This is a genomic window from Blautia sp. aa_0143 (assembly GCF_004167315.1).
Lineage (GTDB): Bacteria > Bacillota > Clostridia > Lachnospirales > Lachnospiraceae > Blautia_A > Blautia_A fusiformis.
In genome coordinates this window covers 44599-64332 of sequence record NZ_RCXU01000023.1, presented here as the reverse complement: position 1 = coordinate 64332, position 19734 = coordinate 44599, and the positions used below count along the sequence as shown (strand labels likewise).

General features: G+C 42.8%; 18 protein-coding genes and 1 pseudogene. 3 read left to right on the top strand and 16 right to left on the bottom strand.

Annotated features, from left to right (window positions below):
* The coding region (locus tag EAI83_RS17415) for a hypothetical protein (protein WP_205164726.1) at window positions 1–226 on the top strand (226 nt) is incomplete at its 5' end.
* On the opposite strand, the gene EAI83_RS12520 is transcribed toward EAI83_RS17415, so the two are convergent.
* The 11 genes and pseudogenes from EAI83_RS12520 to EAI83_RS12470 all read right to left on the bottom strand — a co-directional run bounded on the left by EAI83_RS12520 (window position 213) and on the right by EAI83_RS12470 (window position 12881).
* Window positions 213–1661, bottom strand: coding sequence for a uracil-xanthine permease family protein (locus tag EAI83_RS12520; RefSeq protein WP_118752848.1), 1449 nt, complete (start codon window positions 1659–1661; stop codon window positions 213–215). The genes EAI83_RS17415 and EAI83_RS12520 overlap by 14 nt on opposite strands.
* A gap of 206 nt (window positions 1662–1867) precedes the next feature.
* Window positions 1868–3244 carry a radical SAM protein gene (locus EAI83_RS12515; protein ID WP_021652466.1) on the bottom strand — a complete coding sequence of 459 codons (1377 nt, stop codon included), beginning with the start codon at window positions 3242–3244 and terminating at the stop codon, window positions 1868–1870.
* A gap of 56 nt (window positions 3245–3300) precedes the next feature.
* Window positions 3301–3855, bottom strand: coding sequence for an HdeD family acid-resistance protein (locus EAI83_RS12510; protein ID WP_129975573.1), 555 nt, complete (start codon window positions 3853–3855; stop codon window positions 3301–3303).
* A 200-nt stretch (window positions 3856–4055) separates the two neighbouring features.
* A complete protein-coding gene (locus EAI83_RS12505; protein ID WP_129975571.1) occupies window positions 4056–4616 on the bottom strand; it encodes a TetR/AcrR family transcriptional regulator C-terminal domain-containing protein in 561 nt (186 codons plus the stop codon).
* 155 nt (window positions 4617–4771) lie between these two features.
* Window positions 4772–6100 (bottom strand): hemolysin family protein, encoded by a 1329-nt coding sequence (locus tag EAI83_RS12500; protein ID WP_243113496.1) that lies wholly within the window; start codon window positions 6098–6100, stop codon window positions 4772–4774.
* A gap of 185 nt (window positions 6101–6285) precedes the next feature.
* Window positions 6286–7971, bottom strand: a complete 1686-nt coding sequence (locus EAI83_RS12495) for a sensor histidine kinase (protein ID WP_330547798.1) — start codon at window positions 7969–7971, stop codon at window positions 6286–6288.
* A 193-nt stretch (window positions 7972–8164) separates the two neighbouring features.
* Window positions 8165–8578 (bottom strand): cupin, encoded by a 414-nt coding sequence (locus EAI83_RS12490; protein WP_129975567.1) that lies wholly within the window; start codon window positions 8576–8578, stop codon window positions 8165–8167.
* A gap of 27 nt (window positions 8579–8605) precedes the next feature.
* Window positions 8606–9493, bottom strand: a complete 888-nt coding sequence (locus tag EAI83_RS12485; protein ID WP_118512771.1) for a fructoselysine 6-kinase — start codon at window positions 9491–9493, stop codon at window positions 8606–8608.
* A 26-nt stretch (window positions 9494–9519) separates the two neighbouring features.
* Window positions 9520–10530 (bottom strand): SIS domain-containing protein, encoded by a 1011-nt coding sequence (locus EAI83_RS12480; RefSeq protein ID WP_118512701.1) that lies wholly within the window; start codon window positions 10528–10530, stop codon window positions 9520–9522.
* A 69-nt stretch (window positions 10531–10599) separates the two neighbouring features.
* Complete coding sequence (locus EAI83_RS12475) at window positions 10600–11415, bottom strand: sugar phosphate isomerase/epimerase family protein (RefSeq protein ID WP_118512702.1); 816 nt, start codon at window positions 11413–11415, stop codon at window positions 10600–10602.
* Between the two features lie 129 nt (window positions 11416–11544).
* Window positions 11545–12881 (bottom strand): annotated as a pseudogene (locus EAI83_RS12470) (anaerobic C4-dicarboxylate transporter family protein).
* 520 nt (window positions 12882–13401) lie between these two features.
* On the opposite strand from EAI83_RS12470, the gene EAI83_RS12465 reads away from it, so the two are divergent.
* Window positions 13402–14118: a GntR family transcriptional regulator gene (locus EAI83_RS12465; RefSeq protein ID WP_118609096.1), complete on the top strand. Its 717-nt coding sequence runs from the start codon at window positions 13402–13404 to the stop codon at window positions 14116–14118.
* Between the two features lie 81 nt (window positions 14119–14199).
* On the opposite strand, the gene EAI83_RS12460 is transcribed toward EAI83_RS12465, so the two are convergent.
* The gene (locus EAI83_RS12460; RefSeq protein WP_161206373.1) at window positions 14200–14847 is read right to left on the bottom strand and encodes an HAD family hydrolase; all 648 of its coding nucleotides are present in this window, start codon (window positions 14845–14847) and stop codon (window positions 14200–14202) included.
* Between the two features lie 316 nt (window positions 14848–15163).
* On the opposite strand from EAI83_RS12460, the gene EAI83_RS12455 reads away from it, so the two are divergent.
* Complete coding sequence (locus tag EAI83_RS12455) at window positions 15164–16330, top strand: asparaginase (protein ID WP_243113495.1); 1167 nt, start codon at window positions 15164–15166, stop codon at window positions 16328–16330.
* Window positions 16331–16413: 83 nt separating this feature from the next.
* Here the strand turns inward: EAI83_RS12455 and phoU are convergent, their stop codons facing one another.
* From phoU to pstC, 4 genes are read right to left on the bottom strand one after another with little or no spacing between them, the layout of a single operon-like run.
* Window positions 16414–17097: a phosphate signaling complex protein PhoU gene (gene phoU, locus EAI83_RS12450; RefSeq protein ID WP_015526283.1), complete on the bottom strand. Its 684-nt coding sequence runs from the start codon at window positions 17095–17097 to the stop codon at window positions 16414–16416.
* Window positions 17098–17101: 4 nt separating this feature from the next.
* Window positions 17102–17860, bottom strand: coding sequence for a phosphate ABC transporter ATP-binding protein PstB (pstB, locus tag EAI83_RS12445; RefSeq protein WP_129975563.1), 759 nt, complete (start codon window positions 17858–17860; stop codon window positions 17102–17104).
* Window positions 17861–17869: 9 nt separating this feature from the next.
* Window positions 17870–18784, bottom strand: coding sequence for a phosphate ABC transporter permease PstA (gene pstA / locus EAI83_RS12440; RefSeq protein WP_021652473.1), 915 nt, complete (start codon window positions 18782–18784; stop codon window positions 17870–17872).
* The gene (pstC, locus tag EAI83_RS12435) at window positions 18774–19631 is read right to left on the bottom strand and encodes a phosphate ABC transporter permease subunit PstC (protein ID WP_021652474.1); all 858 of its coding nucleotides are present in this window, start codon (window positions 19629–19631) and stop codon (window positions 18774–18776) included. The genes pstA and pstC overlap by 11 nt, the downstream gene beginning before the upstream one ends.
* Window positions 19632–19734 lie beyond the last annotated feature (103 nt).

The following is a 19734-nucleotide window of genomic DNA, read 5'->3' as shown; positions in this document are numbered from 1 at the left end:
CAGCGGCGTGGCCAGGAGGGGAAGAGCGCGAGAAGGGGAGACGGCCTTCGCAACTCCGAGTGCTTCCCCTTCTCGCAAATTACCGCCTTCCAAAAGGCCGAACCTTTATCCTAAAAATAAAAAAATAAAAAATTATAAAAAAAGAGACCGTCAGACCAATAAAGTCCAACAGTCTCAAAAAAGAAAAAAACTCTTTTTATTCTTACACTTTTTTATTTATTCTTAACCTTCTCCAGCATCTCCTCAGCTCTCTCAATCTCACTCTTCTCATCCTTCGGAAGAACAATATTAAGAATAATCGCAAATACCGCTGCCGGAACAATACCGGAACCGCCGAAGATCAGGCTGATCGCCTGTGGCAGATGCACCAGGATCGCTGTATTGGAGCCAAGTCCATAACCAAGACCAAGTGCTACGGAAACGATCGTAACATTTCTCGGTCCGATCGGCCACTTGGTGATTAACTGGATACCGCTGACAACAATGGATGAGAACATCATAACTGCAGCGCCGCCCAGAACGCTCTGCGGCATGATGGAGATCAGTGCTGCAAGCTTCGGGAACAGTCCGCATGCGATCAGGAAAATTCCTCCTGTAGCGATACAAAAACGGTTTACAACCTTATTCATTGCAACCAGACCAACGTTCTGGCTGAAGGATGTGTTCGGGAGCACACCGAACAGTGCTGCGAAGGAAGATCCAAGTCCGTCACACATAACACCACCGGAAAGCTCTTTGTCTGTAGCCTCTCTTCCAAGACCACCCTCTGTGATTCCGGAAATATCACCAACTGTTTCAACTGCAGTTACAATAAACATGATCAGGATCGGCACGATCGCACGTGCGTCAAACACCCATTTTACAGGCATCAGTGCCGGTACCGCAAACCATTTTGCCTGAGCAACCTTGTCCCAGTTGAGAACCCAGGCCTTTGTAGCCTCCACAGTAGCACCTGTGTCATCTACATATGTAAATGTTGTAGGAAGTACCATAGCCATGATACTTACCAGAATGTATCCCACGATAATACCGATGAGGATTGAAGAAAAGCTTGTGAAGCCTTTTGTTCCATGCTTCAGTACAATGATCACGATCAGAACTACAAAGCCTACGAAAAGGTTTTCAAGAGAACCGTAATCCTTTGCGGAGCTTCCGCCACCGAAAGAGCTGATTCCCACACCGATCAGTGAAAGACCGATTGAAAGTACAACCGTACCTGTTACAACAGATGGGAAAAATTTTCTCAAGGGCTTCAGAAAGCTTCCCAGAACAGTCTCAAAAAGACCGCCGATAAAGCAGGCTGCCATGATTGAACCATAGGCAACGATACCATTTCCCATGACTCCGGCAACGCTCTGACATACGCCGATGAAGCCTGAACTTGTTCCCATAACGATAGGAAGCTTGCCACCGACCGGTCCGATCGTAAAGACCTGTACAAGTGTAACAATTCCTGCGATCAGCATTGCATTCTGAAGTAATGCAACCTGAAGATCCCCTCCTGCTTCGATCCCGCAGGCAGCTGTGATGATCAGAAGCGGGGTAAGATTACCCACAAACATGGCAAGCACGTGCTGCAGTCCAAGGGGAATTGCCACCTTAAGAGGTGGGCGTCCGTCCAGCTCATAAGGGCTGGCTGTGTTTTTCTCCTGTTTTTCCATAATGAATCCATCCTTTCTTTCCCTATGTCCTGACGATAACATAAAAAAGAAGGCAGTTATACCCACTGCTGAATATAACCGCCCTGTTATCTGTCAGTACACGTATCGTGTCTCTTCTGTTTCGACACTCTTATCTGAACTGTTATTTCAGACTCCTGAAAAACGGGTTCATTATACAGTATCCCAACATCTATATCAAGTGTTAATTAACAAGTTGTTGATTTTTTTGCAGCTTTTTTTGCCTGGCTCTCACTCCAGAGCTCATCGGCCTGTTTCTTCCATACCTCTGCATAGTGATCACATTTTGCACAGAGATGCTCCGCTGTTTCCGGAGACTGAAGATCTGTAGATTTCGCTCCTGCACGCTCAACCATCTTGCGGAGAAGCTCAGGATTTTCAAGCATCGGACATGGACGAAGCATGTTTTTGTTGAACGGCTGACCTTTGTGATACTCCATAAAGATCGGGCTCTTCAGCGCCTCAAGGAGTGTACATTCTTTAATGTTCGCATTGGAGAAATGAATGAATACGCAAGGATCCACGTCTCCGTTTGCATTGATATGGAGGTAACGACGGCCACCTGCGATACATCCGCCTACATACTCTGCATCGTTCTGGAAGTCCATAGTGAAGAGAGATTTTGTGGCACGGAATCTGCGGACGCTGTCGTACATTTTGATTCTCTGCTCCGGTGTGGGGAGGAGATCTGCTGCTGCATCATTTCCAACCGGCATATAGTGGAAGAACCATGCAAAATAAGCTCCGCACTCGATCAGATGATCAAAATACTCCTCACTGCTTACTGCATCTACGTTTGCGGATGTGTAGCATGTGGAAACACCGAACGGAAGGCCGTGGCTCTTCAGAAGCTCCATGGCGTGCATAACCTTCTGATATACACCATCACCACGACGTCCGTCTGTAGTTGCCTCTGTTCCCTCAAGGCTGATAGCCGGAACGAAGTTTTTCACACGGAGCATTTCCTGACAAAATTCTTCGTCAATAAGAGTTCCGTTTGTGAAGGAAAGGAACTCGCAGTCCGGATTCATCTCACAGATCTTAATGAGATCCTTTTTGCGGACCAGTGGCTCACCGCCTGTGTAGATGTACATATAGGTTCCCAGTTCTTTACCCTGTTTTACGATAGAATCGATGGTCTCAAGATCCAGATTCAGCTTGTGGCCATACTCTGCTGCCCAGCATCCTGTGCAATGAAGGTTACATGCGCTGGTAGGATCAAGAAGAATTGCCCACGGTACATTGCAGTCATTCTCTTCTGATACCTTTTCCTGCGTTGCGCTTCCCTTAAGACTGGCATTTACAATAAAGTTGCGGAAAAATGTCTGGCGTACGCCGGCATCCAGCTGATACATACGAAGGATCAGCTGATACCAGTTGTCCTTTGCCTCGATGGAATGACGGATCGCATTTCTCTGTCCTGCATACCAGCCATCCGGTGTTACTTTATCAACCATTTCCATGATCTTCGGTATGTTTGTCTCCGGATCCTTCTCAAGATAATCCAGTGCTTTTGTTACGGTAGCTGCGATCGCTGCCTGTTTTGCTTTGTCTACGATTCCCATACTCTATTTCCTCCTATGTTATTATCTAAAGTGATTGGTTATTTTTATGTTTATGTTTAAAGCCGACTCTTGATGATCTTGATCGTCAGGATCCCGACCCATAGATTGAGGATCCCTTCCAGTAAAATGGAAAATCCTACCAACACCATCATCATAGCTGCTGCTTCAAATGGTCTGATAAAAACCAGAACTCCGATCACTCCGGTGACCAGTGCGATCAGCAGGATCTGCCACCACAACGCCAGACCGAATCTCTTCGCATCTACAGACATCTGGATCTTAAACAGGGCATCTGCCAGGATCAGGATTCCGAACACGGAAAAAATAAGATCCACTGCGAAATTTTTTCTGGCTATCAGGATCACTCCCACTGCCATCAGCAGGATTCCGAAAGCCAGATCGAACTGAAATGCCAGACAGAAAGCATCTCTCGTGAAATATCCGCTGATCTTAATAGCTCCGTACAGGATCAGCATGATTCCCATGAGCACGCACAGCATTTTTACAGAACTTTTCGGCTTCGCCATCAGAAAAATACCCAGCACACAGAACAGTAATGACATGACGATGTAGATGTTTTTTACAAGCTTCAGCTGTTTCAGGTCATCCATACGTTCCCTCCTTGATAATTTTTTCTCATTTATTGTACTGAATTATACATCACTGTGTCGTTTAAAAAAACAGACAAAAAAGAGCCAGTGCCTAAATTTCAGACACCAGCTCAAAATTAACCGTTTCTATACCTTAATAATATTCGAGGACATTCCTGTTCTACACTAAATGGATATTTTTAATCTTCATTTAGTTGAAATCATAGCTTTTCTTTCAGATTTTTGTACTGACTCTCAAGGCTCTTCTCGTAAATATACTCCAGCTTATGCATATCTGACAGGATATCATAATCCATATCATGCCGTAGCCAGTCCAGGATCACTCCCACAAATACGCATTTATAATACCGGCTTATAAGATGCCTATCTTCCTGATCCATTTCGAAGTCTCCGACCGCCCTGTTGATCAGCTCCTCCACCACACGCTCTGCGGCATGATCCAGATAATCGGCAAATACATCCCTCTGGATCGAGCGGTACAGATGTATCATGGCTTTTTTGTTCTTCTGAACTGCATTGACAAGGATTTCCATACAGTCGCTGACTGATTCCGGTGCTTTCTGATCCTTCAGAATGTCATTCAGCTCTTCCCTTACCATTGCTTCCACTGCATCCGGAATATCCCTGAAATGGTAGTAAAATGTATTCCTGTTTACTCCACAGCGTTCCACAATGTCCTTTACCGTAATCTTGGACAATGGTTTTTCGTTCATAAGTTCCGTCAGTGTATGCAGTATGATCTGTCTTGTAAAACCTGGCATTTTCTCTCCCCCATCACAAGCTTTCCTCGGGTTATTTCCTTATTATGTCATAAAAATAACATACTTTCAAGCAACAACATGTTCAAAAATGTCCATAAATCCCCGGAGATCTTTCTCCCGATAACTGTCCCATGACCTGGCTGAACAAGGTTTTGTCAGATCTCTTCTTTCTGTTCCTGCACTTTTTTCTCTGGCTGAACATGAACGATTCCCTCCACAACGGTATGGTTTCTGACCTGATTTACCACAATATCCAGGTTTTTCCAGCTGCATCGGAACTGTTCTCCGTCCTCCGGTACACGTTCCAGAACTCCGCAGACAAAGCCGCTGAAAGTATCATATTTTTCTACAGGAAGCTCCACATTTATGACCTCTGCCACATCATCCAGGATCGCTCCTCCCTGTATTTTCCAGATATGTTCTCCTGTCTTCTCAATATCATCCGGCTTCGGCAGATCTGTCCTGTCGTCAATATCTCCCACCAGCGTCTCCACAAGATCATGCAGAGTGACAATTCCCACAAAGCAGCCGTATTCATCCAGCACTACTGCAAAATAATCCCGTTTTTCCCTCATTTCCCGGAAGATCAGGTTGGCACGCATGGATTCCGGTACAAAAAACGGTGAATAACAGGCATGCTGCAGAACAGCTTCTCTGGATCTGTCATCCAGGCGGAAATAATCTCTGGTGTCCAGAATATGGATAATATCATCTTGGTCTTCCCCGCATACCGGATAAAAGGTGTGACGGTTCTCTCTGATGATCCGTTCCCATTCCTCATCGGAGTCTTCCATATAGAGGACAACCACATCTCTTCTGTGTGTACAGATCTCATCTGCCGCAGTATCATCCAGGTCAAAAACATTCTGGATCATCTCGCTTTCTTCCTGCTGGATGCTGCCCTGTTCATTTCCCTCTGTAAGCAGCATACGGATCTCTTCCTCTGTGGCCTGCTCCTCTTTTTCTTCCGGTTTGATTCCCATCAGATACAGCACGCCATTGGCAGTTACTGTCAGAAGCGCGGTAGCCGGCCAGACTGCGATCATCGCGGTCTTAAGAAGTCCTGCCAGACGCAGAGATAACTCATCCGGATTTTTCATTCCCAGACGTCTTGGCACCAGTTCCCCAAACAGAAGACTTACATAAGAAAGCAGTATGGTCACAATGATCATGCATACGATTTTCAGAACATTTTGTGGTACATCTATCCCCGCCTTTATCAGCGCCGCAGTCATGGGCTGTGCAAAATATTCCGCCGCAAAAGCGCTCTGCAGAAATCCTGCCGTAGTTACCGTTATACGGATCGCCGTCATAAAATGTGCCGGCTGTTCTGTGAGCTTTATCAAAATCTGCGCCCGGTGATCTCCCTCTTCCGCCAGTTCCCTCATCTTTGCTTCATTCATGGACAGAACCGCCATTTCCGCACCTGCGAAAACAGAGTTCAGAAAGATCAGGAACACCAGTAAAATAATTGCCTGTATCATCTTTTTATTCCCCTCAGTATAGTCGTCCGGAAGTATTCCGAACCGGTTATAATACAGAAAGCGGACTACTAATCCGCTTTCCCGTCTTGTATTTCGAATTATTACTACTTAAGATAGCATAAGCCATCCGGTCTGTCAAACTGGGAAGCCGGTTCTCCAGCCTGATACAAAAAGAAGCAGCATTTTTACTCTGCTGCCTCTTTATTTTCCATATGATGTTTCGGAAATTCCATAATGATCTCGGTTCCCTGTCCCGGCTCACTGTTCAGCCACAGCCTGCCGTTCAGAGTTTTTACCCCGTGCTTCACAATGGAAAGGCCAAGACCGGTTCCTCCGATTTCCTTGGAGTGACTTTTATCCACCCGGTAAAAACGCTCAAAGATGCGTTCCTGATCTTCTTTCGGAATACCGATTCCCGTATCCCGCACATTTACACGAACTACGTCTCCTTCATCCTTCAGCCGTACAAAAACTTCTCCACTCTGATGGTTATATTTGATAGCATTATCACAGACATTGTAGAGAACTTCTTCCATAATCGTCGGCACGGTTTCCAGCACGGTACTTCCACCTTCCATATACATATGCACTTCCTGCTTCCCGGCAGCTTCATGTAAGGTGGAAAAAATATCGTGAACCATACTGTAAAGATCCAGTTCTTCCCACTGATAGGGAAGGCCGCCTTCATCCAGACGGGAGATCCGGATCACATCTCCAACCAGACGGATCAGTCTCTGCGCCTCTTTATAGATACGCCCTGCAAAAACTTTCACATCTTCATCCTTCACAAATCCGTCCTGCATGATCTCTGCAAAGCCGGAAATAGAAGTCAGCGGTGTTTTCAGCTCGTGGGAAACATTGGCGGAAAATTCTCTGCGCAGCTGTTCCCGTTCTACTTTTTCAGTTACGTCCACCAGAAGAATCACCGCACCTTCTGTCTTGTTTTCTCTTGTGACCGGATTGGCGATCACCTGAATCTCACTGCCATCCAGACGAAGGATCTTGTTCTCATGCTTTCCTTCAAGGACCTGCCCAACGACACCTCGAAACTCCTCCGAGCGGTTCAGAAGATATACACTTTCTCCTGTTTTGATCTCCTTTACCTTAAGAAGCTTTCCCACACTGGAGTTGACAGAAAGTACCATGGTATAACGGTCGATCACAAGAAGTCCCTCCTGCATGTTCTCCGTGATAATAGAAAATTCTTTCTGCTGTCTTCTGGCTGCCTCAAGCTGCAGACGGATCTGCCGGCTCTGTCTGCTGATCTTGCTGAGAAGCGGCTGTACCTCATCATAGGCATCATTCTCCTCCGGATGCTCCAGATCAAGCCCATTAAGAGGTTCCACAACCTTCCCGGAAAGCCTGGATGCAAATACGCCGGATAGGAGCAGCATAAGTATCAGAACTGCAGCAAAAGGCGGAAGCAGCTGCAGGAGCAACATCCATACAGAAGCCTGGTTACTGGAAACTCTCAGCACATTGCCATTTTCAAGGCGTACTGCATAATACATTGTTTTTTCGGAAAGCGTGGATGACATTCTTTCATCCGCACCTTCTCCGTTGATCTCTGCTTCACGGATCTCCTTGCGATGTCCGTGATTATCCATGCTTTCCACATTTGCCTCATTGTCGTAGATAACTTTTCCACTTTCATCCACATAAGTGATCCTGGAATCCTCATCATTCAGCTTCTTCAGATAATCTGTCCCGGTACTTTCCACACCTCTGGAAATATACACGGCTTCTTTCTTCAGCTCACCCATCAGCTGTCCCTGAAAATAGTGATAAAGGATCCCCACGACAAATGCCAGTCCCAGTACTGTGATCAGTGATGAAACCAGCATGATATACTTAAATATTTTTTTACTCAAAGCTCAGCCCTTTCCTTTCTCCGAAATCTATATAGCATTTTACAAAAGCAATGTAAAAATAATTATCCGGAAAAAGTTAAATCCTTGTAAATTTCCTCCTATCATAAAAAACAGGGAGAATGTGCTTAAACAAAAGGCACATTCTCCCTGTCTTTTCATAAACGATCAGATACTGGCTCTGTTTTATCCTTGTTTATTTTGCAAAAAGTTTTTTTGCATTTTCCTGAATATACGTCACCTCTTCTGCAGTCAGATCCATAAAATCGCTGTTATCCATAGAGCAATTAGAATCCTGTACATACATCATCTTAGTATCTTTCTGAGTAATAGAATAGAACCATACTTCCTTTGGTACATTGTAAACTTTACCCTGCTCCATTAATGTAAGTTCAATATCAAATTTACCATCTTTACGCTCTGCTGTAATAAGAATTGCTTTCCCGGCTGCCAAAATAAACTGTTCGTCTGTGGAATGATGGATCTCGAGATGTGCGATTCCTTCAATATCATTATCTGGTTTCCAATTCTTGATACATACAAGCCATTTTTCATTTTTGTAAACGCAGAGAATACCTTCTCCATTATTTTCATACATATCTGGTTTCATTGTATAAATCCCCTTTCATACATGTTTTTACAGTTCTGTCTTTCCTTCAATCGGAACTCCATAGCCAAAAGCACCTTCCATTGCACATACCTTTGCGGAAAAAGCAGCACCCTTATTCATTGCGGTTAACAGACGTTCTTTCATTTTCTCATCGCTTTCCTCAATAAGGCTTCCATCCTTTGAAGTTTCCAGCAGGGAGCTTAAGAAAGCAGAGAAGTAACTGTCTCCGGCGCCCATGGTATCAATAGCATTTTCTGCATATATAGCTTTTGTATAATAGAAATTATCTTTATAAAGCACCCATGAGCCATCTTCTCCAATTGTACCAAGAACGATCTTAACTCCGGCTGCCTGTGCTTTTTTCATCTCTTCTTCCCGTTTCTCTGAACTCAGATGTGCGCAGGACATGATTGCCACCGTTACATACGGACATATCTTTTTAAGGTATTCATCTGTCCATCTTGTAGAAAAATCATAGGCAATCGGTACACCGGTTTCTTCTAATATGGAAAGTTCTTCTTCAATATAAGAATTCAGATTCGTGTAAATAAGCTGAAATCCTTTTATATATTCCATGTCCTCTTCTGTAAAATCAAAGGCATGTTCCTTGGCGATCCCGCCTTTATTTGATCCGAGAAATACACGATCATTTCCTTTTAATGTGACAAGGGCAAAACCGTTTTCTCCTTCAAAATATCTGCAATGGCTATAGTCAATTTTCAGCTCTTTCAATGTATCCTGTACACATTTCGCAACCTCATCGTTTCCAAATTTTCCAAGATATGCTGTTTTAGCACCATTCATTCCGGAAAATGCACAGGTATTTACGCACTGTCCACCTGGATACATTTTTCCCCTGGAAAGATATTTATCACATACGTTATCGCCTATTGCGATGATCCTGAAATCCTTCATCTGTACCACACCCCGGCTTTCTCTGATTAGTACTCTACTTTCCACATATAGCGACGGGTTGGAAGCGGATGCTCACGTTTCTCAGCCAGCTCATGATTGTAGATTGGGTACACGTTGTTGAACAGAGAATGATTGAAATAATCCACTACAGATGCATCAATAGTAGATAATCCGAGCTCTTTTGCATCCAGAACTTCAATACGTTTTCCATATTTGTTCAGGAATTTTAATGCTCTCTCATCAAGTTCTCTTGTAGTTCCCTCGGAAATCTGGATCATAAATGCGCGATTTGCATCTGTGATCTCAAATGGTCCATGGAAAAATTCACCTGTGTGAATGCTGCTGGAATCCAGCCACTGCATCTCCATAAAAATACAGATACTTTCCATATATGCTGCGCCATAACCTGCGCCGCTTCCCATTGTATAAATAACAGTATCATCTTTATACTCTTCAGCAAATGCCAGTGCTCTCTCTTTTACGTGCTTTCTTGCATTTTTGATAATATTGCTGATCATTCCAACGCCTGCATAGAATTTGTCATAATTCTCATATCCTGCAGTCTGCTGTAAAGTTTCTACTGCAACAAGAAGTGCACACATTGTTTTCTCACCTGCATAATCAATATTTCCTTCCAGATGATCCGGGCTTGCATCAAACTCATACTGAACAATATAGTCACCAAACTCTACGATCTCAGACTCTGCCAGCCATGTAAGAATGATAACGGAAGCTCCCATCTCTTTACCAAGCTTTGCAGCTGCAATTGTTTCCGGTGTGTTTCCTTTATGGCAGGAAAGGCAGATGATAGAATTCTCACCAAAATCCTTCGGTGTGCAATGTACAAATTCGTTACTGCTGATCAGTGCACATTTAATATCTGCACTTTCTGTCTCCATGAATGTTTTTGCAGGATAAAGTGCTCCGAGAGAACCGCCGCAGCCTACAAAATATAAAGATTTTACTCCTCCTTTTTCTTTTTTGTCCTCAATGATCTCTGCAATAATGTTTTTAATATCTGTACTTCTGTATCCCATGTTTGTTCTCCTTTTCTTCTTAATCTTGACTTTTTAGTTTCTATATAAAGTGGATAGATATCCACCTTATTAACTTAATTCGGTTGTGTTGCTCCTAAGCCATTCTGTAATGTCATCAATTACCTTATCCGGATCACAGTAATAACGACGGTCACATATTTCAAAAGAAATTGTCCCCTCATATCCTCTGCGCTTCAGATCCTCATAATGCTTTTTCATTGGAAAATCTCCGTCTCCGGGAACTGTATGTCCCCGATCGTTAAAATGCACATGAACAAGCTGAGCACCTAAATTATCCATATAGTTATCTATACTTTCTTCGGCATAGGTCATCTGATCCAGATCTACCATACCATGTATGTGAGATGAACCTGTTTCTTCTATCATTCGTTTCAGATCTGAACTTTTTATCAGTACATTCGTTGTTGTTACCTTCAACTCCTCCAGCATCAGTTCCACATTCTTTTTCTCACAATAAGCCCCCAACTGTTGCAAAGAATCCCTGCAATACTTCCATGCCTCTTCCGGTGACTGATCGAAATATCCAAATCCGGTACTGATCTGAACTTTGTGACAGCCAAGAAATTCAGCCGTATCAATAGCTCGCTGATAATAACGAATACTGGACTCACGTGTTCCTCTGTCCTGTGTGCAGAAATTAACCGGGTATGTACAATTCTCCGGTGTCATTGCCATAACACTTAGGTTTCTTCTCCTGATCTCCTTTTCCAATTCAAGTAATGAAAAAAGAGAATAATCAAATATGTTAAACTGTGGTGCACTACAATACAGATCAATACTGTTAAATACTGACTGCTCTACCTTGTCCAGAAATTTCTTCAGAGGATATCTCAAATAATGATAATTCATTGGTGCAAATTTCATTTTTTCCTCCTATATTCTCTATGATGCTTTGAAAACACTTCTCTTATATTGGATAGTCGGATCATAAAGAAGGGAAAACACTACACAAAGTCAGGATTATAAAAATCTCCGACTATCCAATCAATTAAATCAGAAAATTACTGCTCCAAGTGCAATTGCTACTACTACAGAAACTACGGTACAAACAAGACCCGGAAGCATGTAGCTGTGATTCAGGACAAATTTACCGATTTTTGTAGTACCTGCTGAATCAAAAGCAATAGCTGCTACACACTGGCCAGAAGCAGGAATAAAATAGTTGGATGAGCATGCGATCCAGCCAGCTACAATAATATTCACCGGAAGACCAAGTGCAATTCCGATCGGAACCATGATCATAGTAGTGGATGACTGACTGGTTGTAATAGCTCCTACAATAAACACTGCAACAATATAGATCCATGGATGCTGATTTGTCAGCGCAGACATATTATCTGTAATAAAGGAAGACTGATCTGCGATGAATGTATTTACCAGCCAACAAAGACCAAAGGCCAGAACTACTGCAAACATACCTGTACGAAATACTGGCTGATCCAGAAGCTTGTTACTGTCTGTTTTTGTAAGAAGAACCATAAGTGCTGCTGCAACCAGCATGAAAATCTCAATAACTGATGTCAGCGGAAGGCTTGTTTCATCTGCAAATACCGGAACAAGAGATTTTACTGCACCAAGTAATACAATTCCAACCATTGCGATAAGAAAGATTGCTACGGAAATCTTTGCCTCTTTTGTTGCCTGGAATTTTGTTTCTTTTTCGTTTCCCTCTAATGTTTTTTTTGCAAGATCTTCAATCTCACCAGCTGCAACTCTTCTCTGAAACTCCGGATCGTCCTTCAGTTCTTTACCTTTTTTCAGAACAGAAAATGCTGCTGCAACTGTACCGATCAGAGTTGCCGGAACACATACCAGAAGCAATGTGAAAATATTTACAGATGTGTACTGTGATTCTGCAAGAAACGCCAGTACACTGACAGTCGCTGCCGAAATCGGACACGCTGTGATTGCCTGCTGTGATGAAATAATAGATGCGGAAATCGGTCTTTCCGGACGAACTCCTGTTTCAATAGAAATTTCATTGATAACCGGAAGAAGGCTGTAAATAATATGTCCTGTTCCGCACATAAAAGTGAAAATGTAAGCAACGATCGGCGCCAGAACAGTTACCATTTTCGGGTTTTTACGAAGGATTTTCTCAGCAATCTTACAAGATAATCAAGTCCTCCGCAAGACTGCATCATTCCGGCTGCACAGATTACTGCGATCATAATTAAAATTACAGTTACAGGTGGATCTGACGGTTTTACATGAAGACCAAATGTCATAATCAGCATTCCAATTCCACCTGCAAATGCTAAAAACGGTCCACTAAGGCGAACACCCACAAAAATAATCGCCAGGACGATCAAAAGTTCTATCCAAAACATAAACTCTACCTCCCAATTTTCATTTGTTTTGATAGTACCTAAAGATCATGCGCATGTCTTTATTAGTAGTACATACAATTGTAATTTCATATCTCACGTTTAATATGTATTACTTTGTATCTGCTACAATAGTATATCCATGAAACTTCTTTGTCAATCCCATTTGTTTTTTTCGCTTAATTTTACAATTTTCCCTATTGTTTTTTGTTGTATCTGCACAATAAAAATACATTATAATACATACTATGTTTCGAAATATCTCTTTTTCGCACTTATAAATGCACTCATAGATGCATTTATCAATATCATCCAACTCATTCTCTGTATTATATTGTCATATTGAAATCATAAAAGTTTGTATTTTATTTTTCAATATTTTTTTCTTTTTTTGTTTAAAAAGAACAAATCTACATATACAAATAGTTTCAAATGTATTATCATATATGTACAAAAAAGTATTTAACTATAAAATCAGATCACAATATCTGTTTTTTATTTATCGGAAAGGAGTTTTCATTAAATGGAACTTGATAATGCCATAGCCACACCACTTTATAAACAGCTTGAAGAACTGATCCTAGACAAGATCACCAGTGGAACACTTACTCCCGGCAGTAAACTCCCGACAGAAAATGAACTAAGCGAACAATATCATGTCAGTCGTGTTACTGTAAGAAAAGCCCTTGCTGCACTGGACAGCCAGGGATACCTGGAGAAGAAATCAGGAAAAGGAACCTTTATCGCAGAAAAAAAAATGCAACGTTCTCTTTCTCCTGCTGTTGTAAGCTTTTCTCAAATGTGCCAGCGCATGAACAAAAAACCCGGAGCAAAAACCATAAAAATTGCCATTGAAGATCCAACTCCTAATGAAGCAGAATTAATGGGACTTGATGAAACCGAAAAAATTTTAGTAATAGAACGTATTCGCTATGCGGATGATAAACCTATGCTTCTGGAGATCAATAAATTTCCCGAGTCCTTCAGTTTTCTGTTCAGTGAAAATCTGAATAATACATCTTTATATGAGCTCTTGAAAAATAAGCATAATATTGTCTTTGATCATTCTTCCAAAACCATTGACATTACCTTTGCTTCTTCAAGAAATGCCAAAATACTGGGAATCACAAAGGGTTACCCTCTTCTTCGGATCGACAGCATTATACATGACTCAACTTCTGCCTATACACAGCTTTCTCTGCAGCTGTGTATAGGAGATAAATACAAATTGATCGTCTAAATACCAACATAGTCAACAGCAAAAAATCCCCGGGGGCAATTTTGAAACCCCCGGGGATTTTTTCCTAACAGCTATCCATACTCACTGTATCTTTTTCCATTTTTCTTCAAAAAGAGCATAATCCTTCCACAAGGTATCTGCTCCTGTAGTATCTTGCTGTACTTCAGCTCCTTTATATCCTATCACATAAGCTCCTGCTGCTTTTCCTGCCCGGATTCCGGAAGGAGAATCCTCTATGATCACCGTTTCTTCCGGCATGACTTCCAGATACTCCATTGCTTTCCTGTATCCCTCCGGGCTGGGTTTTTTCTTTGTTACCATATCACCGCAGATCAGAACCTCCGGAAAGCTCATAAGCTTCATCCGATTTAACGCCGTTACAATAAGTCTGGTGCTGGTAGATGATACAATGCCAATTTTATACCCTGCCGTTTTCAGCCAGACGAGAAATTCTACCAGTCCTTCCATAGGCTTCAGATCCTGACTGTTTTCATATACATTACCAAGTGTCCTTCTTTCTTCCAGAAATTCCTCTGCTGTTTTGCAGATCCCGTTTTTTTCAAGCAATTTTCTTGTTGGTTCTTTTCCATCTGTTCCTATATATGAAATTTTTTCTTCCATACTCAAAACTGCACCGTACTTAAAAAACAGCTCCTCTGTATAAGCAAGTGTCTTCATTTCCGTATCTGCGATCACACCATCAAAATCAAATAATACTGCCTTTTTCATTTTTACCTCTTTTTGTGATTGTTTATATCTCATCAATAATACATACTAATACATTTATTATCATGCGTCAATTATTTTTCCTATACTATCTTTTATTTTCATCCAGTGTTTTCTTGTTAAATATATTTATATGTGTATTTTATACAATTTTTATCTTATATTTTTTTATATTATGCCGAAATATACAATGCCCATTGACATTCCATATAATTTTACACATAATTGTATTAAATACATTTTAATACTTTAAAAATAAAGATCTGTGCACAATCTTTATATAGCAACTCAAAACTAACGATGAAAGAGGTTAATGCTTATGAAATCATACAAATTTCTGGCAGCCATAACTGCCGCAGCTATGATCAGCACCATAACACCAACCATGATATTTGCACAAGAACAGGAAGAAAAATCCAAAAATAGCAGTCAGACAAGCGATGAATATTCTTTTTATGAAACAAAAAGTGGTCTTTCCGTAACTGTTTCCAACAATGAAAAAGAAGATCTCCCTACTGTAGCAGTTTTAGCAACAGGCGGTACTATCGCCGGATCAGGAACTGCAGGAAAAGCTACCAATTATACCGCCGGACAGCTAGATGTAGGAACACTTGTGGATAGCGCTGCTGGAGTAACCGATATTGCCAATGTCCGTGGTATCCAGGTATGTAATGTAGGCTCTGACGATATCACCGACGAAAACTGGATCACCATTGCTAATACGATCAATGAATTAGCTCAGGATGAAAATATTGACGGTTTTGTAATCACACACGGAACAGACACTCTGGATGAAAGCTCTTATTTTCTAAATCTTACTGTGAAAACAGATAAGCCAGTTGTTATGACTGGTGCTATGAGACCTTCTACAGCCACTTCTGCAGATGGCCCCATGAATCTTTACCAGTCTATCGCTCTCGCTGCCAATGAACAGGCTAAGGGAAAAGGTGTCATGGTAGTATTCTCTGATGGCATTTACGGGGGACGTGATGTTCAAAAAATCAGCACCTGTCAGACAGATGCTTTTGACTCTAAAGACTTTGGCGGAATGGGATATATGGTAGATGGTGTACCTTATTTCTATAACGATTCTGTCAAATGTCATACCACCGAAACCGAATTTGATGTATCCAGCTTAAAGGAACTTCCTAAAGTAGGAGTTGCCTATTTCACAATTGACGCAGATCCTGAAATTCTGGATTATTACAAAGAGAGCGGCGTACAGGGCATTGTCATTGCCGGAGCAGGATCCGGTTGCTACAGCGAACAGTGGAACAATAAAATTGATGAGCTGGCAGAAACAGGCATTCCTGTAGTTCGGTGTTCTCGAATTGGTTCCGGTGTTATTACACAGGATGATTACTTTATCGGAAATATTGCAAGAGGAAACGATCTTGCTCCTCAGAAAGCAGCTACATTGTTAAGATTGATCTTAACTGTAACCAATGACATCGAACAGGTTCAGAATATGTTTGATAAATATTAAAGAAAAAGTGCTGTGATATTCTTTCAATACCACAGCACTTTTTTACAATAATGCAACTCTTTGCAATCTGCTCTTACTTATTTCTATTCCTCAACAAAATAGTTATCTGTATGGCTGGAACCGCTTCTGTGGTTTCCTGTGATGGAATATTCCACCCACTCTGCAATGTTCACAGCGTGATCACCGATACGCTCGAAATATTTTGCAGCCATAAGGATATCCAGACCGATGCTTGCATCCGGCTTTCCGTTATTCAGAACCTCGGCCAGCTTTTCCTTAATATCATTGAAGGCATCGTCCACCTTATCATCATCGTCAATAACCTTTCTGCAAAGCTCAAGATCACCCTTTACAAAGGCATCGATGCTTTCTGTAACCATCCGGACAGTATCCTCTGCCATCTTCCGGATATTAATGATATCTCCGGTAACTGCTTTGTCCTCGATATGCTTGGACAGATCCGCAATATCTGCTGCCTGGTCACCGATGCGTTCCATATCGGAGATCATCTTCAGCGCTGCGGAAATGGATCGCAGATCTCCGGCTACCGGATGCTCATGAAGAAGAAGCTTCATGCAGAGATTTTCGATCTCTCTTTCCTGTGCATCGATCTCTTTTTCCGTCTCAAAGATCTTTCCAATGAGAGTCATCCCGCCTTCACCCTGAATAGCTTTGGCAGAAAGTGAAATTGCTTTTTCGCAGAGACTTCCCATGGTGATCAGTTCCACGTGAAGCTCTTCCAGCTGTCTTACAAAACGTTCTGACATAATATCAACCAAACCTTCCTGTAATATAATCCTCTGTACGCTTATCTGCCGGCATGGAGAACAGCTTGTCTGTATCCACAAATTCCACAACCTCACCAAGAAGGAAAAATGCTGTCTTGTCGGAGATACGGGTTGCCTGCTGCATGTTATGTGTGACCATGACAATGGTGTAATCCTTTTTAAGCTCTACTGCCAGATCCTCGATCTTGGAAGTGGAGATCGGGTCCAGGGCAGATGTGGGCTCATCCATAAGAAGCACCTCCGGCTGTACTGCCAGGGCGCGGGCAATGCAGAGACGCTGCTGCTGTCCGCCTGACATTCCAAGAGCACTTTTTTTCAGACGGTCCTTGACCTCATCCCAGATGGCCGCATCACGGAGAGATTTTTCCACGATCTCGTCCAGCTTTGCCTTGGAACGGATACCGTGAGTCCTCGGGCCGTATGCAATGTTATCATAGATGCTCATTGGGAACGGATTGGGCTTCTGAAATACCATGCCAACACGTTTACGCAGAAGATTCACGTCCATATCTCCGTAAATATCTTCCCCGTCAAGCTCTACCTTTCCTGTGATGGTACAGCCTTCCACAAGGTCGTTCATACGGTTTAAGGATTTCAGAAGTGTGGATTTACCACAGCCGCTTGGTCCGATAAATGCTGTGATCTCTTTTTCCGGGATCTCCATATTGATTCCCTTCAGGGCATGAAAGCTTCCGTAATGGAGATTCATATTATCAATTGAAATTTTTGTATTTTCACTCATGATCGATCATTATCCTTTCGCAATTTTTCTGGCTACCAGACCGGACAGTCCGTTGATAACAAGTACAAATGCCAGAATGACTACTGCTGTTGCAGATGCCTGGTTTACATGAAGTCCCTCACTGGAAAGCACATACATGTGAAGTGCCAGGGTACGTCCGGAACCCATCAGGCTGTTTGGAACTGCCGCAACAGTACCGGAGGTATAAAGAAGTGCCGCTGTCTCACCTACCACACGTCCGATGGCCAGGATCACACCTGCCAGGATTCCGGGAACTGCGGAGGGAAGTACGATAGTAAAAATAGTACGGAGCTTGCCTGCTCCAAGTCCGAAGCTTGCCTCACGGTAAGAATCCGGAACGGATTTCAGCGCTTCCTCAGCGGTACGCATGATCAGGGGAAGTACCATGATCACCATGGTCAGGGCACCGGAAAGAAGAGACATGCCCCAGTGCAGCGCAGTTACAAAGAACAGCATACCGAACAGACCATATACGATGGATGGAATGCCGGAAAGTGTCTCTGCGGTAATACGGATCAGCTTTACAAAGCGGCTGCCTTTTTTTGCATATTCCACAAGGAAGATTGCTGCAAAGATTCCTACCGGAGCGGCAATCGCCAGAGATACCAGTGTCATGATCAGGGTATTGATCAGTGACGGGAGAAGGGAAACGTTCTCTGAGGTATAGGTAAGGCTGAACAGACTTGCATTCAGATAGGGAATACCTTTTACAAGCACATAGCCGATCAGGAAGAACAGCAGTGCAAAAGTGATCACTGCTCCCAGCAGTGTGAGAAATGCCAGGACTCCTGCACCGGGATGTTTCGCATAGGACTTCAGCTGGTCTCCTATGGTAAGTGTATTTCTTTTTTTCATGTTTGCTTCTGCCGCAGGATCTGCGGCTACAGATACGTTAGTTTGCATACTCCGCCCTCCTGTTCAGCAGTGAAAGACTTAAGTTGATGATCAGGATAAATACAAAGAGTACAACTCCTGTTGCGATCAGTGCTTCTCTGTGAAGTCCTGATGCATATCCCATCTCTGTTACGATGTTTGCAGTCATGGTACGGACACCCTGAAGAAGTCCCTTCGGCATACGTGGCTGGTTTCCGGCTACCATGATCACGGCCATGGTCTCACCGATGGCACGTCCGATCCCAAGGACAACGCCTGCCAGGATTCCTGACTTTGCTGCCGGAAGCATAACAAAGAAAATGCTTCTTTCTTTTGTTGCGCCAAGTGCAAGTGAGCCTTCATAATAGCTTTCCGGAACGCTTCGTACTGCCGATTCCGTAACTCCGATGATCGTCGGAAGGATCATGATTCCCAGAAGGATACATGCTGCCAGCATACTGCTTCCGGTTCCTCCGAACAGCTGGCGGATCAGCGGTACCAGGAGAACCAGACCAAAATAGCCATATACGATGGATGGAACGCCTGCCATAAGCTCAATACCGGATTTCAGTGGTTTATAGATTTTTTTCGGGCAATATCTTGCCATAAATACGGATGTAAAAAGTGCGATCGGAACTCCGATAAGGATTGCTCCTGCAGTTACATAAATACTTGCCACGATCATTGGCAGGATTCCGAATTTATCGTTTGTTGGTCTCCATTCTGTTCCGAAGAGGAATTTTAAGGGACCGATCTTTCCCATTGCAGGAAGGCCGTTTGCAAAAAGGAACACACAAATAAGAAATACTGCGAGAACCGATGCACAGGCCGCAATGAGGAAAACGACCTTCATGGCCTTTTCTCCTAAATGATTCATAAGACACCTTTCTCTCTGTCCCAGTGGATATCCACTGTGCTGATATATAACGGAGCGGCTTTCCTGACCTTGTCATGATCGCCGCTCTTTGTAAGATACTTCA